At 53.1% G+C, this 25,441-nt stretch carries 23 protein-coding genes; 11 read left to right on the top strand and 12 right to left on the bottom strand.

All coding sequences use genetic code 11. The annotated features are described in order from the left end of the window. Positions 1 to 146: 146 nt before the first annotated feature. Together M1D70_RS22710 and M1D70_RS22705 are read right to left on the bottom strand one after the other, a co-directional pair. Complete coding sequence (locus M1D70_RS22710; RefSeq protein WP_456288018.1) at positions 147 to 2,132, bottom strand: LTA synthase family protein; 1,986 nt, start codon at positions 2,130 to 2,132, stop codon at positions 147 to 149. A gap of 170 nt (positions 2,133 to 2,302) precedes the next feature. Next, a complete protein-coding gene (locus M1D70_RS22705; RefSeq protein WP_009593784.1) occupies positions 2,303 to 3,451 on the bottom strand; it encodes a THUMP domain-containing class I SAM-dependent RNA methyltransferase in 1,149 nt (382 codons plus the stop codon). Positions 3,452 to 3,611: 160 nt separating this feature from the next. Here M1D70_RS22705 and M1D70_RS22700 point away from each other — a divergent pair, with 160 nt between their 5' ends. After that, positions 3,612 to 4,247 (top strand): O-methyltransferase, encoded by a 636-nt coding sequence (locus M1D70_RS22700; protein WP_456288017.1) that lies wholly within the window; start codon positions 3,612 to 3,614, stop codon positions 4,245 to 4,247. Positions 4,248 to 4,340: 93 nt separating this feature from the next. Here the strand turns inward: M1D70_RS22700 and M1D70_RS22695 are convergent, their stop codons facing one another. Then, the gene (locus M1D70_RS22695; RefSeq protein WP_009593776.1) at positions 4,341 to 5,552 is read right to left on the bottom strand and encodes an MFS transporter; all 1,212 of its coding nucleotides are present in this window, start codon (positions 5,550 to 5,552) and stop codon (positions 4,341 to 4,343) included. 238 nt (positions 5,553 to 5,790) lie between these two features. On the opposite strand from M1D70_RS22695, the gene hemE reads away from it, so the two are divergent. The 7 genes from hemE (at position 5,791) to taeA (ending at position 13,572) form a co-directional block, all read left to right on the top strand. Further along, complete coding sequence (gene hemE, locus M1D70_RS22690) at positions 5,791 to 6,849, top strand: uroporphyrinogen decarboxylase (RefSeq protein ID WP_009593794.1); 1,059 nt, start codon at positions 5,791 to 5,793, stop codon at positions 6,847 to 6,849. Positions 6,850 to 6,884: 35 nt separating this feature from the next. Beyond that, a complete protein-coding gene (gene hemH / locus M1D70_RS22685) occupies positions 6,885 to 7,826 on the top strand; it encodes a ferrochelatase (protein WP_456288016.1) in 942 nt (313 codons plus the stop codon). Positions 7,827 to 7,975: 149 nt separating this feature from the next. Further along, positions 7,976 to 9,295 (top strand): CapA family protein, encoded by a 1,320-nt coding sequence (locus tag M1D70_RS22680; RefSeq protein ID WP_456288015.1) that lies wholly within the window; start codon positions 7,976 to 7,978, stop codon positions 9,293 to 9,295. A 34-nt stretch (positions 9,296 to 9,329) separates the two neighbouring features. After that, complete coding sequence (locus M1D70_RS22675; RefSeq protein ID WP_009593791.1) at positions 9,330 to 10,103, top strand: glycerophosphodiester phosphodiesterase; 774 nt, start codon at positions 9,330 to 9,332, stop codon at positions 10,101 to 10,103. Positions 10,104 to 10,106: 3 nt separating this feature from the next. Continuing rightward, positions 10,107 to 10,730: a fumarylacetoacetate hydrolase family protein gene (locus M1D70_RS22670; protein ID WP_456288014.1), complete on the top strand. Its 624-nt coding sequence runs from the start codon at positions 10,107 to 10,109 to the stop codon at positions 10,728 to 10,730. Between the two features lie 32 nt (positions 10,731 to 10,762). Beyond that, positions 10,763 to 11,569 (top strand): DUF92 domain-containing protein, encoded by an 807-nt coding sequence (locus M1D70_RS22665; RefSeq protein ID WP_009593782.1) that lies wholly within the window; start codon positions 10,763 to 10,765, stop codon positions 11,567 to 11,569. Positions 11,570 to 11,634: 65 nt separating this feature from the next. Further along, positions 11,635 to 13,572 (top strand): ABC-F type ribosomal protection protein TaeA, encoded by a 1,938-nt coding sequence (gene taeA, locus M1D70_RS22660; protein WP_456288013.1) that lies wholly within the window; start codon positions 11,635 to 11,637, stop codon positions 13,570 to 13,572. 85 nt (positions 13,573 to 13,657) lie between these two features. Here the strand turns inward: taeA and M1D70_RS22655 are convergent, their stop codons facing one another. The 5 genes from M1D70_RS22655 to M1D70_RS22635 form a co-directional block, all read right to left on the bottom strand. Beyond that, positions 13,658 to 14,692, bottom strand: coding sequence for a M42 family metallopeptidase (locus tag M1D70_RS22655; protein WP_456288012.1), 1,035 nt, complete (start codon positions 14,690 to 14,692; stop codon positions 13,658 to 13,660). 39 nt (positions 14,693 to 14,731) lie between these two features. Further along, positions 14,732 to 15,058: a LapA family protein gene (locus M1D70_RS22650; RefSeq protein ID WP_009594827.1), complete on the bottom strand. Its 327-nt coding sequence runs from the start codon at positions 15,056 to 15,058 to the stop codon at positions 14,732 to 14,734. 111 nt (positions 15,059 to 15,169) lie between these two features. Continuing rightward, positions 15,170 to 16,960, bottom strand: coding sequence for an oligoendopeptidase F (gene pepF / locus M1D70_RS22645; RefSeq protein WP_456290485.1), 1,791 nt, complete (start codon positions 16,958 to 16,960; stop codon positions 15,170 to 15,172). 202 nt (positions 16,961 to 17,162) lie between these two features. Then, positions 17,163 to 17,345: a hypothetical protein gene (locus M1D70_RS22640; protein WP_009594848.1), complete on the bottom strand. Its 183-nt coding sequence runs from the start codon at positions 17,343 to 17,345 to the stop codon at positions 17,163 to 17,165. Positions 17,346 to 17,348: 3 nt separating this feature from the next. Next, positions 17,349 to 17,582 carry a hypothetical protein gene (locus tag M1D70_RS22635; RefSeq protein ID WP_009594800.1) on the bottom strand — a complete coding sequence of 78 codons (234 nt, stop codon included), beginning with the start codon at positions 17,580 to 17,582 and terminating at the stop codon, positions 17,349 to 17,351. A gap of 196 nt (positions 17,583 to 17,778) precedes the next feature. Here M1D70_RS22635 and M1D70_RS22630 point away from each other — a divergent pair, with 196 nt between their 5' ends. Further along, positions 17,779 to 17,976, top strand: a complete 198-nt coding sequence (locus tag M1D70_RS22630) for a cold shock domain-containing protein (RefSeq protein ID WP_006211711.1) — start codon at positions 17,779 to 17,781, stop codon at positions 17,974 to 17,976. A gap of 195 nt (positions 17,977 to 18,171) precedes the next feature. Here the strand turns inward: M1D70_RS22630 and M1D70_RS22625 are convergent, their stop codons facing one another. Next, the gene (locus tag M1D70_RS22625; protein WP_433940930.1) at positions 18,172 to 19,362 is read right to left on the bottom strand and encodes an MFS transporter; all 1,191 of its coding nucleotides are present in this window, start codon (positions 19,360 to 19,362) and stop codon (positions 18,172 to 18,174) included. A 249-nt stretch (positions 19,363 to 19,611) separates the two neighbouring features. On the opposite strand from M1D70_RS22625, the gene M1D70_RS22620 reads away from it, so the two are divergent. Together M1D70_RS22620 and pfkA are read left to right on the top strand one after the other, a co-directional pair. After that, complete coding sequence (locus tag M1D70_RS22620) at positions 19,612 to 20,694, top strand: tetraprenyl-beta-curcumene synthase family protein (protein ID WP_009594857.1); 1,083 nt, start codon at positions 19,612 to 19,614, stop codon at positions 20,692 to 20,694. A 21-nt stretch (positions 20,695 to 20,715) separates the two neighbouring features. Then, positions 20,716 to 21,687: a 6-phosphofructokinase gene (gene pfkA / locus M1D70_RS22615; protein WP_009594803.1), complete on the top strand. Its 972-nt coding sequence runs from the start codon at positions 20,716 to 20,718 to the stop codon at positions 21,685 to 21,687. Positions 21,688 to 21,823: 136 nt separating this feature from the next. Here the strand turns inward: pfkA and M1D70_RS22610 are convergent, their stop codons facing one another. From M1D70_RS22610 to M1D70_RS22600, 3 genes are all read right to left on the bottom strand, one after another. Beyond that, entirely contained in the window at positions 21,824 to 23,200 is a 1,377-nt protein-coding gene (locus M1D70_RS22610; protein WP_456288011.1) for an MATE family efflux transporter, read from the bottom strand. A 274-nt stretch (positions 23,201 to 23,474) separates the two neighbouring features. Next, positions 23,475 to 24,686, bottom strand: a complete 1,212-nt coding sequence (locus tag M1D70_RS22605; protein ID WP_009594810.1) for a putative glycoside hydrolase — start codon at positions 24,684 to 24,686, stop codon at positions 23,475 to 23,477. Positions 24,687 to 25,079: 393 nt separating this feature from the next. Then, a complete protein-coding gene (locus M1D70_RS22600) occupies positions 25,080 to 25,274 on the bottom strand; it encodes a hypothetical protein (RefSeq protein ID WP_006211704.1) in 195 nt (64 codons plus the stop codon). Between the last annotated feature and the right edge of the window lie 167 nt (positions 25,275 to 25,441).

Raw genomic sequence — 25,441 nt, 5'->3', positions numbered from 1 at the left:
GGCAAGAATAAAGATCTTATTGTAACGGGACATGGTCTTATCGAAAAATCGCATTAAAAAACAGGCTGATCATTAAGATCAGCCTGTTTTTTTGGTTAAGTGGGACGCCAGGGTATTAGGTCGAACCTAAATCCGATGCTGTTCTGTTACTCCGTTTCACCCTTGCCCTGTGCTTTAAATAACTTCAGCAGATCGTACGTGATGACTTGGTCCGAGATTTGCAGCTCCTTCCGGGTTTCGTCGTACCCGTCACGGCAGGCCTGGATGTCAGTTGGCTGACGCGTCGTCAGATCATAACAGGTTCCACCTTCCAGCCCGGCCGTTTCAGAAGGCAGGTAGAACACCTTCTCTTCGGAAAAAGCGCCGCTGCGCAGCGGAATCAGACGCGGCTTATCATCAAACAGATGGCCCCCGATCCAGTAATACGGCGCTTCCGATACGCCGAGAAGATGAAGGATGCTCGGCGTCACGTTCATCATGCCGGCAGCCTCGGGATAGACTCCGGCATTCCCGCCGTCAGGCAGGCGAATGAGCAGGGGGACCTGGTTCATGATCTGTTCCATGTCGAGTGCGTTCAGATCCCGTCCCAGGAACTTCTCATAGTCCGATATTTCCTTGATCGAATTATCGTGATCGCCATAGATGAGCAGTATGGTATTATCCCACAGCCCTTGCTGCTTCATCTGCTCCGCGAACTGGCCGAAGGCTTCGTCCACATAATGGATCGACTGCAGATAATCCCCGAACATCGTGCCTTCGAATTCTCCTGTATCCAGCTTGCGGGCATCCTTCGGGACATAATACGGATGATGGCTCGTTAACGTAATCAGGAAGGAATAGAAGGGCTGCTCGATGCCTTTCATACGATCCAGCGATTGCGCGAAGAATGCTTTGTCGCTCAGCGACCATCCGAGCACATCGTTCATTTCATAATCCTTCTTGCTGTAAAAACGGTCATAGTTCATTTCCCGATACATCGTCGTCCGGTTCCAGAAGCTGCTGTCATAGGCATGGAACACGTTTGCGGCATAACCCTGCTCCTTCAGAATCTCCGGAAGAGTATCGTACTCGCGGTCGGCATATCGCGTAAACACGGAACCCGTGGGCAGGGGAAGCAGGGAGCTGTGCGTGACAAAGTCCGCATCGGACGTTCGTCCTTGCCCGGTTTGATGGTAGAAATTGCTGAAATACATGCTGTCCTTCATCAAACGGTTGAAGTTGGGGGTAATTTCCTGCCCCCCAATCGACCGGCCAATGACAAAATTCATGAAGGCCTCCGTCTGGATCATGATGACGTTGCTGCCTTTATACTTGCCGAACAAAGCCCCGGTTCCGGATGCTTTCCCTTGCTTGGCATCAAACCATGCCTTGACCTGGTTGACCTCTTCCTCTGCCAGCTTGGGCTGGCCGATGAGATGATCCCGGCCGTAACGGTACAGATCATATCCGTGAAAACCGATCAGTCCCGTCACGTTATATAGCGTAATATTCCACCAATTGCCTTCAAAGAGGCCGACAGCCCAAGTATCGGACGCTTTCTTGATGGGAACGAAAGTCATCACCATGCCAAGGATGAAGACGAGTGCACCTGCTGCCAACCGGCCAAGCACCCGTTTCCGCCGGTGCCGGCGAAATTCACCCGGGAACCCGTACGTTTCGGAATTCGATCTCCGTTTGCGGAACATCATCACGGCCGTAAACGGGACGATGACAACCCAATCGATAAAAAAGAACAGGTCGACGCCGTGTATAAGGGAACGGATGCTGTCTCCGAGCGAGCCGACTTGCCCGGCCTGCATGAGCACCGGCACCGTGATGAAATCATCGAAGTACCGGTAATAGATTAAATCGGCGTACAGGATCCCCGTCCATACCAGATTCAGTAAGGTTAATGAAGCAAGCCGGCCTCTTGCCGGGAGCCATAAGGTCCAGAAGGAGATCAGCAGGATCGAGCCGACGGCGATCACATAGTCGGCCCGATCCAGCTTCATGTTGGCAATATGGAGCCGATGATCCAGCATGATCAGCTTGTACATCATGAGGATAAGGAATAACAGATAGGCGGTGTACCGGTAATGCAGTCCTCTGGAGACCCGGCTGCGGATATCGATCCATGACGGCGATGAGAGCACGAGGGTATCCTCCTTTATCTAAAACTATAACATTCTCGAAACGTTGTCTGATTTCTATGCAAGAACGTCGATAGATGCTTTTCTAATTATAGCTTGGCCCGGCATGAATTCAAACGGCGATGCAGACAAAAAAGCCGCCCGAAGGCGGCGGTTCAAGCGGCGTCATGACGTTATTCCGCCGATTTGTTACGCGGTGGCAAGGGCCCCAGATATTGATAATACTGGCACTCGATCCGGCCGTTGAACAGCTTGCGGCGCTTGTCCGCCTTGCGGCCGAAGTAATGCTCGAATTGCTTGGTCGGGCTGATCGCGAAGAAGGACCAGGTCGGAAGCGAATGCATGACGGAACCGAATTGGCGGATCAAACGTTCAACTTCCTCCTTCTCGCTTAACCGTTCGCCATAAGGAGGATTGGTGATGATACAGCCGAATTCGCCATCAGGGATGGCTTTGGCCGCTGGAAGGACCTTGAAGTCGATTTCGCCGGCAAGCCCCGCGCTTTTGGCAGCGGCTTTGGCTACTTCGATGGCTTTCGGGTCGATATCGCTTCCTGCTATATGGAGCGGAATATCGTCCTTCACCGCATCAAACGCCTCCTCGCGCGCATCCTCCCACAGGTTGTCTCCGATGATATCCCAGTGCTCGGACGGGAACGACCGGCGCAGGCCTGGCGCAATATTCCAGGCCATCATAGCAGCTTCGATCAGGATCGTGCCCGAACCACAGCACGGATCATACAGCGGCCTATGGGGGCCCCAGCGGCTTAACTGCAGCAGGGCGGAAGCCATTGTTTCTTTCAGCGGAGCTTCCGTCACCAGCTTGCGGTAACCTCGTTTATGCAGGGCGGGTCCTGTCGTATCCAGCGTCAGGATGGCTCGATCCTTCAAGAGAGATATCTCGACTACATAACGGGGACCGTCCTCGGGGAACCATTCCGTACGGTGCGAGAGCTTCAGCTTCTCCACGATTGCTTTTTTCACGATGCCCTGACAGGCGGGAACGCTGCTAAGCTGCGATTTATGGGAACGTCCTTCCACGGGGAATTCGCCATCCGCCGGAATCCATTCCTCCCACGGCAGCGCTTTTGTTCCTTCAAAGAGCTCGTCGAAGGTCAGGGCCGTAAATTCCCCCATCTTGACGAGGATTCGGTCCGACGTCCGGAGCCACAGATTGCAGCGGCAAATATCGATCAGGTCACCCGAAAAGGTAACTCTTCCATTCTCTACTTCCATGTCGGTATACCCGAGCTCTTTCAACTCGCGGGCAACGACGGCTTCCAGCCCCATCGGGGCCGTCGCGATCAATTGTAATCGAGGCATTAACGATGTCAACTCCATTTAACATGTGTACGGCGAGAGTCGCCGCCGGTTCAATCTATATAGTATAGGCGATTGCATTGACTAAGACAATTATCATATGATAGTTCTCGTTAGGTTTAACGGAGTCAAGGCATGTTATTAGAAAAAGGAGGCAGCTTCATTGCTTACGACCCCTGATGATTATGTTAACCAATTATACCCTGAAGATGAAGAGCTTCAGCTTGTAATAGAAGCCATCCGGGAGCACGGGATGCCGGAGGTTTCGGTGGCACCGGCATACGGCCGGCTGCTGACCATGCTGGTACAGGCTGCCGGCGCAAGGAATATTCTCGAGATCGGCGCCCTTGGCGGCTATAGCGGCATCTGTCTGTGCCGCGGACTTGCAGCCGACGGCAGGCTCACGTCCTTAGAGCTGAAGGAAGAATACGCGTCACTCGCAGGACGTCATCTGGAGAAGGCCGGTTTCAAGGATCAGGTGGAGTACCGCATCGGTCCGGCGGCGGATAGTCTGGAGGCGTTGAAGCAGGAAGGGCGGACATTCGATTTTTTCTTTATTGATGCGGATAAGGAGAACTATCCTCTGTACTTGGAATATGCCATGGAGCTGGCCAATCCCGGCGCCCTCATTGCCGGAGACAACTGCTTTTTGCGGGGCCGGACGCTGAACTCGGAGAAGAACGGTCCTTCGGTTCAGGCCGTCCGCCATTTTAATGAAATCATCGCGACGGACGAGAGGCTGATCAGCACGCTGCTGCCCGCCTATGACGGGCTGATCCTTGCGCGCGTGAAGGGATGAATCAGATAACACAAAGGGGCTGTCCTCGGGTCGGTTAGACCACGGGACAGCCCCTTTTTGCATGAGACGGTTGCTGTTATTCTGCTGGCAGGCTCAACGGTATTTGGGCGAAGGCTTATGCGAGAACAGTTTCCGCCTTACCCATAACATATTGATGATCAGCAGGCAGCCGGATGTAATGAACAATCCTTCGATTCCGATGAATCCGGATAAGAATCCGCCGATCACCGCGCCCAGCATGTTGCCAAGCGCAAGCGAGCTTGTGTTGAAGCCGAAGGAGCGGCTTTCCATGCCGTCCGGCGTGTAGGAGCGAATCAGCGCGTTGACGCTCGGCAGCAGCCCGCCCATGAACACGCCCATCATGAACCGCACGATGATCAGCTGCCACACGGATTGCACGAAGGCTTGCGGGATCAACGTAAGTCCCGTACCGATCAAGGCGTACGTCAGTATGCGGTGCGCGCCGACCTTGTCGCTGAGCTTGCCGAGAATCGGGGAGGCGATCATGTTCGACAGCCCTGTGACCGCCACGACGAATCCGGCCCATATCGCGATATCCACCGCGGATCCATGAAGCTTCTGAACATACAGCGGGAGCAGTGCCATAGGGCTGATCATCGCGAATTGAAGCAGGAACGTGACGGCAAATAACGCCGGCAGCTGCGGAATATGGCTCAACTCCTTGAGCCCGGCGATAACCGAAGGCTGCGGTGCCTTGGCGGCCTGCTCGCGGTTGAAGTTTTCCTTGACGAGGAACAAGGCGAGCAGCGAGGCCGTAAAGATTAACCCGCCCGTAATATAGAAAATCGGCCGGAAGCCGACCCAGCTGGCCATGAGTCCGCCGATCAACGGACCGAGTATGGTGCCGGCGACTTGTCCGGATTGCATGATGCCCATCGCAAACCCCATCCGATTCTTGGGCGTCGTGCCCGATACGAGTGATATCGCTGCAGGGTTAAATCCCGATATGGTACCGTTCAGCAGGCGAAGAGCCAGCAGATGCCACGGATGGGTGGCAAAGCCCATGCATGCGATGACAAGCGCCATGCCGAAGCCCGAGCGCAGCAGCATGATTTTGCGTCCGTACTTATCGGCGACTTTTCCCCAGATCGGCTGAAAAATAAACGAGGTCAGGAAGTTGGCCGCAAAGATCAATCCGGCCCAGACTCCTATCTCCCGGTCTCCAACGACATTCAGGTCCTGGGCTAAATACAATGTCAGGAACGGGGTGATCATGGTCATCCCGGAGTTGACCAAGAACTGCCCGAACCAAAGCACAATGAGATTGATTTTCCAATTGGTCAATGTGCCCTTCACTTCCTTTCTAAGCTGTCGGGTCCGGCGTAAACCGGACGTATGTGGAATTACCCTAAAAAATGCCGTTCTTCCAGTATAACATATTTAAAAAGCGCCAAAAGCTAACAATGTCATAAGATTGTCATGCGATTTTCATAGGATGTCCATGTAAGACGGTTGTTACTTACTTTTAAAAAGGGCATAATGTTCTTTAGGAAACTTTATACACATTGATGGGGGCCTAATCATGACCTATAACGATCAATTCATCCGCGCCTGCCGCAAGCAGGAAGTGGACCACGTTCCTGTATGGTACATGCGACAAGCGGGACGCTACGACCCGGAGTATCGAAAGATTAAAGAAAAGTACTCCCTGCTGGAAATATGCAGTCAACCCGAGCTGGCGGCAGAAGTAACCTTGATGCCGGTACGGAAGCTCGGCGTGGACGCGGCTATTTTATATTCTGACATTATGAATCCCGTTGCCTCGATCGGGGTAGACTTCGATATTGTGAAAAATATCGGTCCCGTGATCGACAATCCGATCCGAAACGCAGCGGATGTAGAGAAGCTTCGCCCGATCGACGTGGAAGGTGATCTCGGCCATGTCTTGGAGACGATTCGCATTCTGGACAAGGAGCTCGACGTTCCGCTCATTACGTTTGCCGGTGCTCCGTTCACGATTGCCAGTTATCTCATCGAAGGCAGACCTTCCAAAAATTATCTTCGCACGAAAGAGCTTATGTACAGCGAGCCGAAGGTATGGTTTTCGCTGATGGACAAGCTCGGCGACATGGTGATCGCTTATTTGCGTGCCCACGTGGCAAACGGCGGGAAAGCGTTTCAATTGTTCGACAGCTGGGTGGGAGCTTTGTCTCCAAAGGATTTCCAAACGTTTGTCCTTCCAACCATTCAGCGTATCTTTGCCGAGCTTCAGGACCTGAGCGTTCCGAAGATCTATTTCCCGGGGGTAAGCTCAGGAGAGCTGCTGCCTACGCTTACGGATCTCAGCACGGATGTCATCGGTCTCGACTGGCGAGTGTCCATTGCGGAAGGACGCCGCCGCTTGGAGCATAAATATGCCGTTCAGGGCAATTTGGATCCGACGGTTCTGACCGGGCCTATGCCGGTCATTCAGCAGTATGCCAAAGAAATTATCGATCAGGGGATTCAGGAGCCGGGCTTTGTGTTTAATCTAGGACACGGTTTATTCCCGGAGGCTTCCCTTGAGAAGTTGCGTGAGCTGACCTCGTATATTCACGAATACTCCGCTCAAGCACTGCAGGCAGGAGCACAACGCTCTTAAACGTTGAATATTTTATTAGCCAGAGGTGAGATGGTATGAAGAATAAGTTTGGCGTATTGGTCATGTCCTACGGCACGCCGGAGAGCATGGAAGGAATCGAAAGTTATTATACGCATATCCGCCGCGGAAATAAGCCGTCGGAAGAGCAGCTCAAGGAGCTGACGGACCGCTATGAGGCGATTGTGGGAGGCGTGTTTCCGCTTCGCGAGAACACGGACCGGCAGGTCCGCACGCTGCAGGATACATTAAATGCGGATCCCCGGGCCATCGATCTTGAGTTTGTATGCTACCAAGGCTTGAAGCACGCGGCTCCGTATATCGAAGACGGCGTGGAGCAAATGGTCCGGGACGGCATCAAGGAAGCCGTAGGCATCGTGCTGGCTCCCCATTACTCCACCATGAGCATCGGATCCTACGTGAAGCGTGCGCAGGCGAAAGCCGATGAGCTGGGACTTCAGATTTCGTTCGTGGAGAGCTATCACATGCATCCGAAACTGATCGAGGCTTTTGCAGACCGGGTGTCGGCGAAGCTGAACCAGTTCGAGCAAGCGGGGGCTGTCCGGGACAGCGTGAGGGTGCTGTTCAGTGCCCACAGCCTTCCGGAACGCATCTTGTCCGTCGGAGATCCTTATCAGGATCAGCTGCTTGAGACATCCAAGGCCGTAGCCGAGAAGGCAGGCGTGAAGCAGTGGCAGTTTACGTGGCAGAGCGCCGGCCGGACGGCGGAGCCTTGGCTGGGCCCGGACATTCTGGATACGCTGCAGACGCTGAACAAAGAAGAACAGGTGGAGGACGTGCTGGTCGCGCCGGTCGGTTTCGTATCGGATCATCTTGAGGTGCTGTACGATTTGGATATCGAAGCCAAAAGCATTGCCAAGGAGATGGATATGCGGCTTGAGCGCATCGACTCCTTGAACAGCGACCCGCTCTATATGGAGGCGCTCAGCGACTCCGTGATCACCTTGATTGGACTGTAAGCCGTTATTACCCGAATTTCGAATTTCTCAACAGAATGCTTTGTTATGGAACTCCCCGGCGACGGGGGGTTCTATTCTTTATGGGGAAGCTGGTATAATGGGGGAAGCGACTTATTGCGCGAGCTCATGAGTGAATAAAGGAGTGACCTATGCAGCATCTGTCACGATCAGAGAAAAGCAAGGCCGAGAAGAAGGCCCGTAAGCAGCGAACCGGACAGGTTTGGCTCATTCTAAACCTATGCTTGATTATTATGATCGCTGCTTTGCTTGTCTATCATTTTAAATTCAAGGAAGATCCGGTTTCGCAAACGGCTTATCCCCCTGGTATGCCGGACTTTGGCATGGAAGGGGAGCAGGCGGGAAGCAACGGCTCCGGGCAGCAGGACGAAGGCGCGGGCACGGATTCGGATCCTTCGAAGACGGCGGAGCCCGGCGAACCTCCCGATTCTGCGATGACCGAGCCTGTTGGTGGCGCAGCGGATGAACCTGCCGATGACGAGACGGCAGCGCGGGTGGTTATGCATTTTGCGGGGGATACGTTGTTCTCGGGCAAGGTGGAGGCTGAGCTGAAGAAGCATGGATATGATTATCCCTACAAGCACCTGGGCACCGCATTCCTGGAGGACGATCTAACCGTGCTTAATCTGGAAACCCCGGTTACGACCGGAGGCGTTGGCGCCGCCAACAAGAAATTCGTATTCAAGTCCTCTCCGGACGTATTGCCCGCCCTCCGGGATGCCGGGGTGGAAGCCGTTAATCTGGCTAACAATCACATCCTGGACCAGGGGCAGGAGGGGCTATTGGATACCTTGAAGCACCTGAAGGACCATGATATCCGTTATGTGGGCGCGGGCCGAAACGAGGAAGAAGCCTTTGCGGCCCAGTATTTCGAACTGCAGGGCATGACGGTTGCCCTGCTGGGCTTCAGCCGCGTCCTGCCGGAGACGACCTGGTATGCGCTGGAGAACAGGCCGGGGGTCGCCGGGGCTTATGACCATGTGCTGCCCAAGGCGGTTGAAGCGATCCAGGAGGCAAGGAACAAGGCCGATCTGGTGGTTGTCATCGCCCATTGGGGGGAGGAGCTTCACAAGACGCCGAATGTCCATCAGATCAATCTGTCACGCGCATTCATTGACGGCGGCGCAGATCTGATTATCGGCGGCCACCCGCATGTGCTGCAGGGATTGGAGCAGTACAAGGGCAAGTGGATTGCGTACAGCACCGGCAATTTCATCTTTACCAAATCATCGAATGCGGATACGTGGAAAACAGCCGTGTTCCGGGCTTCATGCAGCAAGCAAGGAGACTGCGACCTGAAGCTGACGCCTTACCGTACGGAGATCGGACAGGTCATTCCGCTTGAAGGCAAAGAAGCTGAAGCCCTGCTGAAAGAGGTCCAGGAGCGATCCGTCGGCGGCGTCAAAATAGCGCTTGATGGTGAAGTTATAGCAGGCAAGGCCGCAGACTAATTCGTTTAACGTTACATCAAGGAGGTCCCACCATATGAACAATTTATGCGTGGCTCACCGGGGGTTTTCCGGGAAAGCGCCTGAAAATACGCGCGCAGCCATTCAGATGGCGATGGATGAGCCCTTCGTGCATTGGATGGAAATTGATGTGCAGCTGACTCAGGACGGGGTCCCTGTCGTGATCCATGACTTCAGCGTGGATCGTACGACGACCGGGAAGGGCAAGGTGAAGGATCTGACCTGGCAGCAAATCCGGAGGATGGACGCCGGAGAATGGAAGGGACGCCAGTTTAGGGGAGAGCAGGTTCCTTCGCTGGATGAGGTCCTGCAGCTGGTCAAAGGCCGATTGAAACTTAACATCGAACTCAAAACGAGCGGGGACATGTATCCCGGCTTGGAAGCCGCTGTCCTGGAGCGGATTCAAGCCCACCGGATGCTGCCGGACGTGGTGCTTACTTCGTTTGAACCGAAAGCTTTGATGAAGGCCAAGGAATTGGAGCCCGACGTGAAAACCGGACTTATCATCGATGCGCATCCTCGCAATTTGCTGGCACGCTTGAAGCAAATGAAATGTTCCTTTTTATCCATCGGCTATTCCCACCTGGATGCGGCTTTTGCGTCAGATCTGGTGAAGAACGGCATTACGCCCATGGCTTGGACGGTGGATGATGCGAAGAGCATGAGATCGCTCGCCCGAATGAATCCCGCCATCATGATCTGTACGAACCGGCCCGATACATGGGGCCAAATCTTTATTCATAAAATTGCACCAAAAGTTCCGTTCTGGCGAAGAAAATGGAGGTTTTAATTGATGTGTGCCCTAGTGAATAACGTTTATTGTGTAGGACGTAATTACCAACTGCATGCGGCGGAGCTCGGCAATGCCGTACCGGAAGAGCCGATGATTTTTCTTAAGCCCTCGCATGCCGTCGTTCCGCTGGACGGCAGCGTGCTGAAGCTGCCGTTGGACAGGGGCAGCCTTCATTTTGAAGGCGAGCTTGTTATTCAGCTAGCGGAGGATTACGCGCCAGGCAAGACCGTGGACGAGCTTGTAAAAACGATGGCCCTGGGCATCGATTTCACGCTGCGTGACGTACAGACGGTCATTAAGGAGAAAGGACACCCGTGGACGGCGGCAAAAGCGTTTAAATCTTCCGCGCCGCTTACGCCATCCATTGCTTTCCCGGGAACCGCCAAGCTTGGGGATAAGGATTTTACCGTTCGGAAGAACGGCGCCCAGGTCCAGCGGGGGAATGTGAAGGATATGATCTTCTCCCTTCAGCGCATCATCGATTACATCGGCGAGCATTACGGTCTTGGTCAAGGGGATTTGATCTTCACAGGCACGCCGGCCGGCGTTGGACCCACGGAATCCGGTGACGTGTTCGAATTGTTCTGGGGAGACGTCCGTCTGGGCCGCTGCGAAATCGGGTAATCTGACAAGCTTTATTATGGGAGGGATCGCGGATGGATTGGCTGATCGGGGCAGCGGGTGCCGTCATCGTGGCAGGAGCCGCTTACAGGAAACGATCGTTATCGGAATCCGGAGCCTTAGCCGCTATTCTGATGGGTACCATATATTACGGAGCAGGGAACGCGTTTTGGTTCGGAACCCTGCTTCTTTTTTTCATAACGTCCACGCTGCTCTCGCGGTATGGGAAGCAGCGGAAGGCGGACCTGGAGAAATCCTATGCCAAGACCGGCCGGCGGGATGCCGGTCAGGTCTTGGCCAATGGCGGCATCGGCATGGTGCTGTGTCTGTTGAACGTATGGATTCCGTCCCATCTGTGGGTGTACCTGTTTATAGGCGTCATGGCTACGGTGACGGCAGATACCTGGGCCACGGAGGTAGGCAGCCTTAGCCGGAAGCCTCCGCGTTCCGTGCTGAACGGAAGGGTGCTGACAGCCGGGGAATCCGGCGGCGTGTCCTGGGTAGGCTCCGCGGCGGCCGCAGCAGGGAGTATGCTGATTGGGGCAGGCGGATGGCTGCTGGCCGAGTGGAGCGGCATGAATGCGGGTCTGTTGCCGTATGTCCTGGCTGCCCTTGCGGGCGGCATGGTCGGAGCTTTTGCCGATTCGTACCTCGGTGCGACCATGCAGGTCATGTATCGCTGCCCGTCGTGCGGCAAATCGGTGGAAGTGTCTCGACATTGCGGCCAGGCTACGGTGCGCATGCGCGGACATGCCTGGATGTCCAACGATGCGGTCAATCTGATCAGCTCATTGCTTGGCGGCGCGGCAGCTTATGGGATTGCGGCGTGGATTGCGTTATAATGTATCCGTCTTAGTGATGAACGAACGATCAACGAAATCTATAGATGTAAGTAGGGATCATAACTATGAATATATTGACCGTGGAACAGGTAACGAAAAGCTATGGAGACAAAATTCTGTTTCAGGATGCTTCCTTCGGGATGGAGGACCAGGATAAAATCGGGATCATCGGCGTAAACGGCACGGGGAAATCCACGTTTATGCGCGTTATCGCGGGGCTTGAGCCGCCGGATGCCGGTAAAATATCGATGGGCAATCGCATCCGGGTGCGTTATCTGGCCCAGAACCCCGAGTTTGATCCGGACAATACCGTCCTGCAGCAGGTATTTGAGGGCGATCTTCCAGAGATGAAGGCGGTGCGGGAGTACACCGAAACGATGGAACTGCTGGAGCTGCATCCGAATCGCGAAGATCTGCAGCAGAACCTGCTGAAACTCAATCAGACGCTGGATACGCTGCAGGCGTGGCAGCTGGAAAGCGATGCGAAAACCATCCTGTCCAAGCTGGGCATCCGGAATTATGACGCGAAGATGGGGGCGCTCTCAGGCGGCCAGCGTAAGCGGGTCGCATTGGCCGCGGCCTTGATTCAGCCTTCCGATTTGCTCATCTTGGATGAGCCGACGAACCATATCGACAATGAATCCGTGGCCTGGCTGGAACAGTATCTGCAGAAGCGCCGGGGTGCGCTGCTCATGATTACGCATGACCGGTATTTTCTGGACCGGGTGGCCAATGTCATGCTGGAGCTGGATCACGGGCGGCTGTTCCGATACGAGGCGAATTACAGCCGCTTTCTGGAACTGAAGGCGGAGCGCGAGGAGCGTGAGGCTGCTTCCGAGCAGAAGCGCCAGAATTTGCTGCGAAGCGAACTGGCCTGGATCCGCCGAGGAGCCAAGGCGCGTACGACCAAGCAGAAGGCGAGGATCGAACGATTCGAGAAGCTCAAGGATCAGGAGATGGTACACAGCTCCGGCGAACTGGACGTCTCGGTCGCTTCCACCCGGCTGGGACGAAAAATTCTGGAGATTGAAGGTCTGCGGAAGAAGAGCGACGACAAAGTTCTCATTCAGGATCTTTCCTACATTGCCGTTCCCGAGGATCGGATTGGCATCGTTGGCCCGAACGGCAGCGGCAAATCCACGCTGCTCAATCTGATTGCCGGGCGGCTTCAGCCGGATGCCGGGGAAGTCGTGCTTGGCCCCACGGTCAAGCTCGGTTATTTCACGCAGGAGCATCAGGAGATGGACGGCAGTCAGCGAGTGATTGAGTATATCAAGGATGAAGCGGAGGTTGTCCGCACGGCGGACGGCTCGGCCATTACCGCGGCCCAGATGCTGGAACGCTTCCTGTTCCCGCCGGCGCTGCAGTGGACGCCAATCGCCAAGCTTTCGGGAGGCGAAAAGCGCAGGCTGTACCTGCTGCGGGTGCTGATGAGCGCGCCGAACGTGCTGCTTCTCGATGAACCGACCAATGATCTGGACATTCAGACGTTGTCCGTCCTGGAGCAGTACCTGGATGAATTCCCGGGCGTCTGCATCGTGGTATCCCATGATCGCTTTTTCCTGGATCGAACGGTGGACAAGATCATGGCGTTTGAGGGCAACGGACAGATCCGTGTCCATGTCGGCTCTTACAGCGAATATGCCGAATGGATGCAGCGCCATGGCGGCGAAGCCGCCGGGGGCAAGGCGGAAGCATCCAGTGCCAAGCCTGCTTCGGGAGGCTCAGGCAGCGGTTCCGCTCAGGAAGCGCCGCGGGAGCGCTTGAAATTCAGTTATAAAGAACAGCGGGAGTACGAGCAGATTGACGGTCTTATCGAAGCCGCCGAGAACAAGCTCGCTTCGATTCAATCGGAGATGGAGACCGCCGGCAGCGATGCGGCCAGGCTTCAGGAGCTGATGAAGTCCCAAGAGGAGACGGAAGGCGAGCTGGAGCATTTGATGGAGCGCTGGACCTATCTGAACGAGCTTGCGGAGAAGATTGAGCAAAGCAAGAAATCTTGAATATGCAAGCGAAACACCAATAATAAAGGGGCGTCCCCAGGCTTAAGGCCTTGGCGGGACGCCCCTTTTTCTGTATGGAGATGACTTATTTCACGTAGGCAGCCAGCAGCTTAACGGTGTTAAGAACAGCCTGTTTATGCGTTCTTTCCATCGCATGGGAGGCATGAACGCCGGGACCGATCAGCGCAGCTTTGATGTTGCTGCCGGCGGAGAGCGCCGCGGATGCATCGGAGCCGTAATGCGGGTACACGTCCACCGCATAAGCAATGCCTTCGCTTTCAGCCAACTGGATCAGACGGCTGGTCATGCCGTAGTCGTAAGGACCGGAAGAATCCTTCGCGCAGATGGATACATCGGTTTCCTTGCAGCTCAGGTCATCGCCGATGCAGCCCATATCGACCGCAATCAGTTCATTGATGTCGGCAGGAATGTAGGCGGCGCCATGTCCGACCTCTTCATAGTTCGAGATGAGAAGCTTCACATTGCAGGCAGGCTTCCAGTTATCCCGCTTCATGCTTTCGAGCAAGCCGAAGAGGGCGGCAACGCTGGCTTTGTCATCCAGATGGCGGGATTTGATGTAACCGCTCGGCGTAATGACCGCACGCGCATCAAAGGACACAAAATCACCAACGCCGATTCCGAGTTTCTTCACATCATCGGCAGACTCCACCAATTCGTCGATCCGGACCTCCATATGGGCTTCCTGGCGCTTGAAATCACGGGCATCGCTGTACACGTGAACGGAAGGATGCGTGGACAGGATCGTGCCCGTATATTTCTTGCCGCTGCGCGTATGGATGATGCAGTATTCATTCTCGATGCTGTTCATCATGTATCCGCCGACGGAGGTAAGCCGGAGCGTTCCTTCCGATTTCACGGCACGAACCATTGCGCCGAGCGTGTCCACATGAGCGCTCAGGCCGATGGTTCTGCTGCCGTCTTGTCCGGGAACGGACAGGATGGCTCCGCCTTTCTCATTCCATTCCAGGGAAACTCCAAGCGAAGCGGCTTCCTGCTCGATCCGCTTCATGATGTCGTGGGTATATCCGGTAGGGCTCGGCGTATCCAGCAGTTCTTTTAGCAGGTCCAGCACGTAAGTTTCATTCGGTTGTATCGACACGGGTTGTTATGCCTCCTTGATTCGATGGGACAGCCTTCCCTATTCAACGGGAGCGTCCTTCTGATCTTTCTTGTTTTCCTCTTCCGCCGCTTGTATTTCAGGGGTGTATCCCGTTACTTCACGGATATGTATGAGCTGCTCCGCTAACGAACGGATTTCCTTCTGCATTTGATATTGACGGTAAATCCCGAACGTGCCGACGATCAGTCCCCCGATCAGCGAGCAACCGATAATCAGCAGAATCAGCGGTACGTTGACGGTGCCGAATAACAGGTTCACGGCAACCGGATTGACATTGATGACGGCGAACACAGCCGTAATCAGGGCAAACAATAAGGCTGCGATTAACGACCATTGAATTTTCATGGGGAACACCTCCTTCCTCCAAACAGTATAAAATCCCTCGCCCGTAAAGGGCAAGGGATTTTATTCCACTGGTCAATTGAGATTGGCTCAAGCCTGCGGAAGCAGGGCTGTTTATTTCGTCAACTGCTCCATCTGGTTGATGACGTCTTCAAACACGCTCATCGCCTCACGGATCGGCTCCGGAGAAGACATATCCACGCCGGCTTTCTTGAGGATGTTGATGGAGTAGTCGCTGCCTCCGCTCTTCAGGAAGCCGAGATAACGGTCAACGGCAGGCTGGCCTTCCTCCAGGATTTGCTTGGAGAAGCTGGTCGCAGCCGAGAAGCCCGTCGCGTATTTGTACACGTAGAAGCTGTTGTAGAAATGAGGAATCCGCGCCCATTCCATGCCGATCTCTTTATCCACCTGCATGCCTTTGCCGTGATATTTCACGTTCAGCTCGTAGTAGATGTCGGAAAGATCCTGTGGCGTCAGGGATTCGCCGCTTTCCACGCGTTCATGCACGATCTTCTCGAACTCGGCAAACATCGTTTGACGGAATACCGTCGTCCGGAATTGATCGGCATAATAGGTAAGCAGATACATCTTCTGCTTCGGATCCTTGGCGTTCTTCAGCAGGTAATCCATCAGCAGCGCCTCGTTCGTGGTGGACGCCACTTCGGCCAGGAAGATGGTGTACTGCGCATCACGGTATTTCAAGGCGTTGTCGGAGTAGTAGGAGTGAAGCGCATGACCCATCTCGTGGGCAAGTGTAAACATGCTGTTCAGGTTATCTTTATGGTTCAGCAGAACATATGGATGGGTGCCGTATGCGCCCCAGCTGTACGCGCCGGTCCGTTTGTTCTCATTCTCGTACACGTCGATCCAGCCGTTGTCATAGCCTTCCTGCAGGCTGCTGAGGTAATCATCACCAAGCGGCGTAAGGCCTTCCTTGGTCATTTGTTTCGCTTCCTCGTAAGTGATATCCCATTTGTACTCTTCTACGAGCGGAGCGAACAAATCGTACATATGAAGCTCATCCACGCCAAGCAGCTTCTTGCGGAGCTCCATGTAACGGTGAAGGAGCGGCAGGCTTTCGTGGATGGTGTCGATCAGGTTCGTGTAGACTTCCTTCGGAATGTTATCCCCATAGAGAGCCATTTCCAGAACGGAAGGGTACTTGCGGACGCGGGAGTAGAACATATTTTTGTTAACGTTGGCGTTCAGCGTAGCCGCAATCGTGTTTTTCTGCTTGCCGTAGGTTTCGTAGACGGCTTTGAAGGCACGCTCGCGAACCTCGCGGTTCGGGCTCTCCAGGAATTGAATATAATTGCCGTGCGTAAGCTCGACGTCCTTGCCGTCCTCGTTTTTGATTTTCGGGAATTTCATGTCCGCATTGTTGAGCATGCCGAAAATGGTCTGCGGTGCAGAGGAGAGGTTGCCGACTTGAGCCAGCAGCGCTTCTTCCGTTTTGGATAGCACGTGCGCTTTCTCCCGTTTCATTTCGGTCAGCGTGAATTTGAATTCCTTCAGGGAAGGGTCATCGATCAGTTTATCCAGTTCCGCCTCGGACAGGGACAGAATTTCAGGCGTGATGAAAGAGAGGGCTTCTCCGGCTTCGACGTTCAGTTTTTTGGCTTTGGCGGTTAGTGCCTGATATGTAGGGTTTGCCGTATCTTCGTCATGGTGCATATGGGCGTATACGTATAAGCGTTCGGCATGGTATGAGATTTCGTCTTCGAGCTCGAAGCATTCCTTGATGGAAGCTGCGTTGTTTAACTTGCCTTGGTAATCGGCGGCGCGTTTCAGCAGATTCTTCAGCTCCGCAAAGCTTGCATCCCAAGCCTTTTGATCAGCAAATAAATCCTCGAGTTTCCATTGATGCTCCTTAGGGACATCAGCGCGTTTTAACAATTGTTCCATGGAAATCCTCCTTGAATGATATGGATTAGTTGGAGTCCGGGTTCCTTCAGACAAGACTTCGGAGCGGGCAGCGGATAGAGCAAGCAGGCTGATGGCAAGCGTAATGCAGAGCACCTTGGCGCCTCTCATGGCATAATACCTCCTCGAATTGAAGCATCCGAGCGATAGTATGCCGCGTACCCGCCACTTTCATCCTATAAATTTACGAGGAACCCAGATTCAAGAAACTGTATACAATAAGGTAAAAGGCAAACAAGATAAAGGCGACGGCAATCAGGGCCATCCCCTTTCTCAGTCTTTGGGGTATCCGATCCCGGTACATGATCATGATGGCACCCAGACTGAAGGCCAGAATAATGAAGATGACGATATTCGTATAATCCATCCATTACACCTGCTTAAAGGCAGCCATCATTTCTCTCCACTCATCTTCCCGGCCTTCGAAATCTTCTTTGGGAAAGCGGTTTTGAGCCCAGTGCATCAAGGCTGGCCGACTCATGAAGGTATGGGTCTCTTCACCCCACTGGTCGGAAATTTCGCGAAGAACGATGTATCGGCCCTGAACTTCGACCGTCATCATGTTCCACTTGTCTTTTTTGTATATTTCATGTTTTTTGATCATATGCATCTCCGTTTGCTACTTAGGCTTTTGGGTAAATGATAACGCACTCGCGGGCTTAAAAGCAAATCATCTTCTGATTAAAATAGTGTACCGAAAAAAGCCCCTTAGGGTGAATTGACGGATTGCATTGTCAGAAAACATGGGATATAATATGGATATTCGCCATAGATGGCGGTATTTTTAGGAGGTTGTTCATTTGAAAGGTACAGTTAAATGGTTTAACGCAGAAAAAGGTTACGGCTTCATTTCCGTTGAAGGTGGCGAGGATGTATTCGTACACTTCTCCGCAATTCAAGAAGAAGGCTTCAAGAGTTTGGAAGAAGGTCAAGCGGTTGAGTTCGACATCACAGAAGGTAACCGTGGTCCTCAAGCAGCCAACGTAACAAAACTGTAAGCTAACTCCCGATACGGAGATCTTATAGAATTACCAAGGCATGAAGCACAGTTCTCGGTAGAGAACTGTGCTTTTTTGTATTCTTTTGGGTCAAGCAGGGTCTGGTCGGGATCAATCAAAGGCAGGTTCGGATCGAAACCGGGTCCGTGCTTGCCTTTGATTCATCTTATACCCAGGGGGCGATTCCGCTGTATTCTAAGCGCCGAATCCAGAGGCATGCATCTCCTCCGGCTTGGCGAAGAGGTGCCGGTAGATAAAGCCGAGGCAGGCAGCGAAGGACAGGAGGGCTGCAAGCAGGTAGAAGGCCGATCTCCCCGCAGCTTCGAACAGCAAACCGCCGAAAGCTCCACTGAGAAGCCCCGAGACGCTGGACCAGAAAATAATGAAGAGCGCCATCCCGGTCGCCCGGTACTGCCACGGAATGATCCTGGTAATATAACGGACTGCGGTTACATAGAACACGCCGAAGGTAATGCTGTGAAGCGACTGGACGGCGAGCACCGACAACGGATCGGACGCCAGCGCCATGAGCAGGAAGCGGAGCGCAAACATCAGGCTTGCAAAGCCGAGCAGCGGCAGCTCCTTCATCTTGTCGCCATACTTGCTCAGCAGGAAAAAAATCGGGATCTCGCTGGCAGCCGAGATCATCAAGGACCACCCGATAAGCCCCTCGCCCGCACCAAGCCCCGATAAGGTGAGCGTCAGAAAGGCTTCATTCATGCGGTGGGCGATGGCAAGACAGAAAGTGCAGCCGAAGAACCACAATATTTCTTTCGAACGCAATATTTTGAGCAGGGCTGCCAGTTCCACAGGCTCTGACTTGGCCGCGACGCCATCGCGGATAAGAAAGGAGCATATGAGCGTAAACACGCCGATCCCGATGCCGATCGACAGCGCAGCCGAAGCGCCCGCTGCACCGATGGCATATCCAATGCCAAGGGCGAAGAACGCGTAGCCCAGCGAGCCGAATACGCGGATGACGGTAAAGCTGCGACCGTACCGCTGCGCCGTCTGGATGGCCATCGTATCCGCCAACGGATAGACCGGGTAGTAGAAGAAATAAAACAAGCTGATCGTAATCAATACAACGCCGAAGCTTGCAACCTGCCATAGAATAAGCATCGTGACAAGCTGCCCGATAATCAGAATGTTCATGATGCGCTTGATGGTCCGGTATTTGTCGCTCGTGTAGCTCCAAATCATGTTGGAGAACATGGATATCAACGGGCCGATGGCATACAGATAGCCGATCTGCGCGCTGCTGAAGCCGATCTCTTTGTAATACAGCGGAAAATAAGAAATGACAAGGGCTGTCGTGCCGAATATCGTAAACATAAAGGCGCGGAGCCAATTCTGATCCGGTCTGGATGAAGCGGGAAGTTTCATGCTGGGGATCTCCGTTCTTTCATGAACCCGTGGACCGGTGGATGAAACGGCATTCGCGAAGTTCATGGTCTGTTGTTCAACTCCGACTAGTATATAACATATCGCTGATTGGAGATAGATGGATAATAGAATGCGTTAAAGGCCCACCCCCGTCAATGATCTGTGTTATTTGTGCAAAATGGGCGATCATATTATAATAGGTTTGATTTGGATAGGTATAAAAAGACAACCATGTGGAGGCAGAGTTCATTGAATAATCAAGAGCTAAGCCGTAAGGTTCCGCGCAGTCCGGTCGGGCTGATGAGCCGGGTGTACAAATTCATACTCCCGGAAGTGCGGAGCGAATTGGAGAAGTGGCGCCGGGAGGCTGAGCAAATTCCGGATGAGGAGCTACGAAAGCAGGCACTGGCCAGTATAGATACCAAAAGATTTCACTGCCAGGGCGGTGCGGTGTATGCCGCAGCCAATCTGCCGGAAAAGCACATTCTGATTCCATTGATTGTAGCTTACCAGACAATTAGCGATTATCTCGATAATTTATGTGACCGCAGTACTTCGCTGGATCCAGCGGATTTCAGACAGCTCCATCAGTCGATGCTGGATGCCGTTACACCTGAAGTGGAGCCGGCTGATTATTACGCGCTCCGGTCCGAAAGGGAGGACGGAGGTTATCTTCTCCGCCTTGTGCAGAAATGCCGGGATTGCATCGGGCAATTATCAGGATATGAAGCGGCAAAGCCCTACATAAGGGATTTGGCTGGGCTTTATACCGATTTGCAGGTATACAAGCACATCCATCCGGATAAGAGAGAAGCGGCATTGCTTGAATGGTGGTCCCGGCATGCACACCGGACACCGCATCTGCGGTGGAACGAGTTTGCGGCTGCAACGGGATCAACCTTGGGTGTATTCATGCTGTTCTTGGCTGCAACCGATCCGTTTCTGGATGACGAGGATGCATCGTCCATTCATGCGTCTTATTTTCCGAATGTATGCAGTCTCCACATTATGCTGGATTATCTTATTGATCAAGACGAAGACAGGCTGGGCGGCGATCTGAACTTTTGTAATTATTACGAAGATGCCGATACGATGCTGAACCGTATAGCTTCCATTGTTGAGTGGGCCCGGAAGGATGTCAGAACGATTCCCTCGACCCCTTTTCATCGTATGATCATTGAGGGGTTACTGGCGTTATATTTATCCGATCCAAAAGTCAGCGAGCAGCAACTGGTTCGCACCGTATCCAAACGTTTGATGAAGAAGAGCCCGATGACTCGGATTTTTTTCTACGTCAACAGCCGATGGATTCGTAAGCATAAGCATGAGTGACATTGAAGGAGGAAAAGAGACATGGCAGAGGTTAAAAAAATTGCAGTTCTTACAAGTGGTGGCGATTCCCAAGGGATGAACGCGGCGCTGCGCGCCGTTGTACGAAGCGGTTTGTATTATGGACTAGAGGTATACGGGATTCAACGCGGTTACCAAGGTCTTCTGGAAAACGACATTATCAAAATGGACCTTCGCAGCGTAGGGGATATCATCCAGCGCGGAGGCACGATTCTTCGTTCCGCCCGTTGTGAGGAGTTCAAGACGGCGGAAGGGCAGCAGAAAGGCGCCGACATTCTGAATCAGCACGGCATCGACGGTCTGGTCGTCATCGGCGGAGACGGCTCGTACCAAGGTGCGAACAAGCTGAGCAAGCTCGGAATCAAAACGATGGGTCTTCCGGGCACGATTGATAATGATATTTCCTTTACCGATTATACGATCGGTTTTGATACAGCGGTCAGCGTCGTTGTAGACGCTGTAAACAAATTGCGCGATACGATGTCTTCCCATGCCCGCTCGTCGGTTGTAGAGGTTATGGGACGCCACTGCGGTGACATCGCCCTTCACGCGGGCCTGGCTTCCGGAGCGGAGACCATCCTGGTGCCGGAAGTGGAATACAATCTTGATGAAGTGGCGACGCGTCTTCGCGAGAATTTTGCCAAAGGCAAGCGTCACAGCATCATTATCGTAGCGGAAGGGGTCGGACGCGGCGAGGACGTTGTTCACGATCTGAAAGAGTGCCATGCGTCAATCGATGCCCGCGTAACCGTGCTTGGTCATATCCAGCGCGGCGGAGCTCCGACTCCGTTTGACCGCAACCTGGCAAGCCGTCTCGGCGATTTTGCGGTTCGCAGCCTGATTGATGGCCAATCCGACAAAGGATGCGGCATCATCAAAGGCGAACTGGTCCTTACGGATATTGACAAGGTCGTTAACACCAAGAAGGAATTCGACCGGGATCTGTACGATCTGGCATTGCGATTGTCCCAATAAGTCCGTTTTGACGATATCGATAAAAGACCGTCTCCATGGCAGAATCCATTCTGCTTGGAGACGGTCTTTTTTTAGTATAGATGTTAGACCATCCTGATATCGCAATAACAACTTCCGCGATATGCGGTCCGTTGTCTTATGATGCGGATAAGGACGTTGCCTTTGCCTGGCCAGCGAACTTGCGTTGGACTTTGACCAAGCGCATAAGCATCAGGACCGCGCCTACCCCAAGACCCGTGATCAACCCGATCCAGTAGCCGAAGGCTTGCCAATCGGTATAGTTGGCGAGCACGTATCCCACAGGCAGGCCAATGACCCAGAACGATAGAAAAGCGAGCATAAAAGCGACGTTAACGTCTTTGTAGCCTCGCAGCGCTCCTTGGGTCGGCGTGGCGATCGCGTCCGAGATCTGGAAGAAAATCGCGAACAGCAGGAAATGCTGGATCAACGCCACGACCTCAGGCTCGTTGGAATATAAACCGGCAACCTGGCGGCCGGCCATAAACAGGACGACAGCGGTGATCAGCGACAGGATGACGGCCGTCCCGATGCCGAGTTTGGCGTACTTCCAGGCATCCTTCATCCGGCCCGAGCCAGCTTCAAAGCCTACAAGAATGGTTAAGCTCATGCATATGCTTAACGGCAGCATGTACAGTGTCGTAGCGAAATTCAAGGCGGCCTGATGCGCGGCAATGGTAGCCGTGTCAAAGCTGCTCATGAGCAAAGTCACCGCGGCGAAGACTGCGGTCTCGAGAAAAATCGAGAACCCGATCGGCACGCCGATTTTTAACAGGCCCTTCCAAGCGCTCAGGGATACTCCCCGAAGCTGCCTGAAGATACCGAATGGAGAGAATGGGTGATTTCTATGGATGATGACGATGGCGATCGCCAGAACCGTCCAATAGGTAATGGCGGACGCCAGGCCGGCACCTACGCCTCCCAATTGCGGAAAGCCCCAGAAACCATAGATCAATAGGGCATTCAAGCCTACGTTCACCGGGAGGGTGATCAACGTGATGACCATCGAAATTTTCGTTTGCCCGAGCGCATCGATGAAGCTGCGAAGCACGGTGTAGGCAAACAACGGAATGATGCCGATCGAGATGGCGGCGAGAAATTGGGAAGCAATACGCCGAACCTCAGGCTCCAGGTTCATGGCACCAAGAATGCTCGGTACGACGGCATACCCGATCGCAAGGACGACGATGGCGAGTAAGACGGACAGCCAGAGCGCCTGGTTGACCTGATAGGCGACTTTTTGTTCCTGTCGTCCGCCGACGAGCTGCGAAACGATGGGGGTGATCCCCATTAGAATTCCGCTGAGTCCGGTTTGGACCGGAATCCAAATGCTTGTAGCGATGGCTACGCCTGCCAAGTCGACCGAGCTGAATTTTCCCGACATGTTGGTGTCAAAAAAAGTAATGGCCGATAAAGCAAGCTGCGTTACGAGAATGGGGATGAGAATGATCGCGAATTGTTTCAGCTTTCCCCGCGTTGTAGTGGTCGGTTGCATTGTGATTTGCCTTTCTTTCGTTGAAGTTTTATGACGCTGTTCCTATATTGTAGGCCCCGTCCCTGAGCGGGCACAATAACGGGCTTATTGAGCGGCAAGCCGTAACTCAACCAGCGTTTGAATTGGGGTGCGTCAGCTTGCTTGTTCATGGCCGGAAGTCCGGCCCTAATCTTCATCATAGCATTGACTGTCAAGAGAGGGGTTCATCGATCGTTTAAACGGAAGAAAGGGCCGGCCATGAATGATGGCCGACCCTTTCCAAACGGATGAGTGATTATTTATGAGTGACGCCTTCCGTATAACGGTTGGAAGCATTCCAGAGTAAATATTCATCGACGTTCGTGTCTTTGAGGGCGCGAATCTGCTCCTCGATTTCCTTTTTGCCGTATTTGGCATAATTTCCGCTTCCGAGCCAGCTGGCGGTAAAGTCCTGAATCCAAGGCCGGATGATCGGCTTCTGCTCTCCCAGCTCATCGAGCTTTTTGTGGGTGTCTTCCATAGATCCCTTGATGGTCTGGTAAGGAGCCTTGTCCGGAACGGGGGAGCCGAACCAGCCCGCCGTGTAATGGCTCGGGTATACCATCGGACTGATGATATCGACGTTTTTGGAGATTTTGACGAAGTCCTGCCCGATGCCTTCTGCCGCAGGCACCGAGGCCGCATAGCCGAAGATGTCAACGGATACGCGGATGCCGAGCGGCGCGAGCTCTTCCCGAGCATACTGCACAAAATCGGATACCACGTCCACGCGCGATTGATCCGTCTTGGTATATTTCAGGGAACCGGCCCGTTTCTCGAAGCCTTCCGGAAAACGAACATAATCGAACTGGATTTCCTTGAATCCGAGTTTGGCGGCTTCTTTGGCGATCTCGATGTTGTAATCCCATACCTCTTTGCTGTACGGGTTGACGAAGCTGTCGCCGCCGCCGTTGGTCCATACGGTGCCATCGCTTTTACGGAAGGAAAGCTCCGGGTTTTTCTTGGCAAGAATGGTATCCTTGAACACAACAACCCTGGCGATCGGATAGATATCGTGTTTCTCCAACCGCTTCATCAGCTGCTTGATGTCTTTGATAAACGGCTGGGATTTGCCGAGCTCCTTCAGTTTAGGATTATCGGTCTTGTACGTTATGTATCCTTCATCATCCTTGATGTCGATGACCATGGCATTGAGCTCCGTCTTGTCCAAAAGATCCACCAGCTGATTCATTCTGGAGCCACCTGCGCTATAAGCCGTTACATAAATGCCCTTGACTTTAGGCGCCTCGACCTGCGGATCGATTGCGGTCGTGTTCGGCTTGATGCCGCTTTGCCCCTGGCCTTTGCCCTCGGTTTGGCCGTTGCCTTGGCTGTTGTTTTGGTGCATGCCCTGGATCATGGCGGTGTTTAATGAGGCCTGAAGTTTGGCGGTTAGATTGCCTTCCTGCGGACTGGAACTGCCTAAACCCGCGGATGCCAAGATGAATAAAGCCAAGATGATATTCATAATTACTCTCTCCCTTGTGTACATTCACATCATGATTATAAAGGAACGGTTGCCTTCAAAAAGAACAGGATTGTTACAATCGACAATAAATTGGAAACGGTGGGCGAGCGTACCTAGTTCATTAAACGGGTGGAGGGCGTTTTAAACGCTAAAGTTCGACATTAGCGGCAAGTTTACCGTGAACAACGTGTGAACAAGGGGAGTGACAAGTCGGATTAGAAACACAAAGAAGATAGATAGCGGTTACATGCGGCATTATGCCGCTTAACGGGAAATGACGTGCTTATAGAATTCACATTTTCTCTTAAAAAAATGCCGTTTTTCACCGGTGGATTTTACCTGAACCGGAGAAGAACGGCATTTCTCGTGCAATGATCGCGTGTTGCTTTAAAATTAATGAAGCGGAGTTTGATTCTGATGTTCGCAAATGCTGAACTGAATGATCTCAAGAGCGTCCTCCTGCTCCAGAATACTCAGCCCGTCCCTAAGAACGATCATGGAATTCAATTCGTTCTGTCTGAAGAACGGTATCATTTCCGGGAACCACTTCATGACGATTTGTGACAATTTTACCGTTTCCATTTCCATAAAAATCACCCTTTCCTTCCGAATTGGTTAGGCAGGACGTTCTTTTGTAAAACGGAAAAACAATTAAAATTGGGCCTGAGCGTACGCCCGGGAATCAGATCTCATGAATATTGTAGGAACCGCGCACAAATATTATACCACAAATTTACCTTTCCCTCACACCCTGG

It is taken from the genome of Paenibacillus sp. AK002 (assembly GCF_053903045.1).
The sequence above is the reverse complement of the archived record's forward strand: the minus strand, read 5'-3'. Positions and strand labels throughout refer to the sequence as shown.

Coding starts and splice junctions, on each gene's coding strand:
- M1D70_RS22705 (WP_009593784.1), bottom strand. CDS start 3,451: ATGCCTCGATTACAATTGATCGCGACGGCCCCGATGGGGCTGGAAGCC.
- hemE (WP_009593794.1), top strand. CDS start 5,791: ATGACCTATAACGATCAATTCATCCGCGCCTGCCGCAAGCAGGAAGTG.
- hemH (WP_456288016.1), top strand. CDS start 6,885: ATGAAGAATAAGTTTGGCGTATTGGTCATGTCCTACGGCACGCCGGAG.
- M1D70_RS22680 (WP_456288015.1), top strand. CDS start 7,976: ATGCAGCATCTGTCACGATCAGAGAAAAGCAAGGCCGAGAAGAAGGCC.
- M1D70_RS22675 (WP_009593791.1), top strand. CDS start 9,330: ATGAACAATTTATGCGTGGCTCACCGGGGGTTTTCCGGGAAAGCGCCT.
- M1D70_RS22670 (WP_456288014.1), top strand. CDS start 10,107: ATGTGTGCCCTAGTGAATAACGTTTATTGTGTAGGACGTAATTACCAA.
- M1D70_RS22665 (WP_009593782.1), top strand. CDS start 10,763: ATGGATTGGCTGATCGGGGCAGCGGGTGCCGTCATCGTGGCAGGAGCC.
- taeA (WP_456288013.1), top strand. CDS start 11,635: ATGAATATATTGACCGTGGAACAGGTAACGAAAAGCTATGGAGACAAA.
- M1D70_RS22650 (WP_009594827.1), bottom strand. CDS start 15,058: ATGAAAATTCAATGGTCGTTAATCGCAGCCTTATTGTTTGCCCTGATT.
- pepF (WP_456290485.1), bottom strand. CDS start 16,960: ATGGAACAATTGTTAAAACGCGCTGATGTCCCTAAGGAGCATCAATGG.
- M1D70_RS22640 (WP_009594848.1), bottom strand. CDS start 17,345: ATGGATTATACGAATATCGTCATCTTCATTATTCTGGCCTTCAGTCTG.
- M1D70_RS22635 (WP_009594800.1), bottom strand. CDS start 17,582: ATGATCAAAAAACATGAAATATACAAAAAAGACAAGTGGAACATGATG.
- M1D70_RS22625 (WP_433940930.1), bottom strand. CDS start 19,362: ATGAAACTTCCCGCTTCATCCAGACCGGATCAGAATTGGCTCCGCGCC.
- pfkA (WP_009594803.1), top strand. CDS start 20,716: ATGGCAGAGGTTAAAAAAATTGCAGTTCTTACAAGTGGTGGCGATTCC.
- M1D70_RS22610 (WP_456288011.1), bottom strand. CDS start 23,200: ATGCAACCGACCACTACAACGCGGGGAAAGCTGAAACAATTCGCGATC.
- M1D70_RS22605 (WP_009594810.1), bottom strand. CDS start 24,686: ATGAATATCATCTTGGCTTTATTCATCTTGGCATCCGCGGGTTTAGGC.
- M1D70_RS22600 (WP_006211704.1), bottom strand. CDS start 25,274: ATGGAAATGGAAACGGTAAAATTGTCACAAATCGTCATGAAGTGGTTC.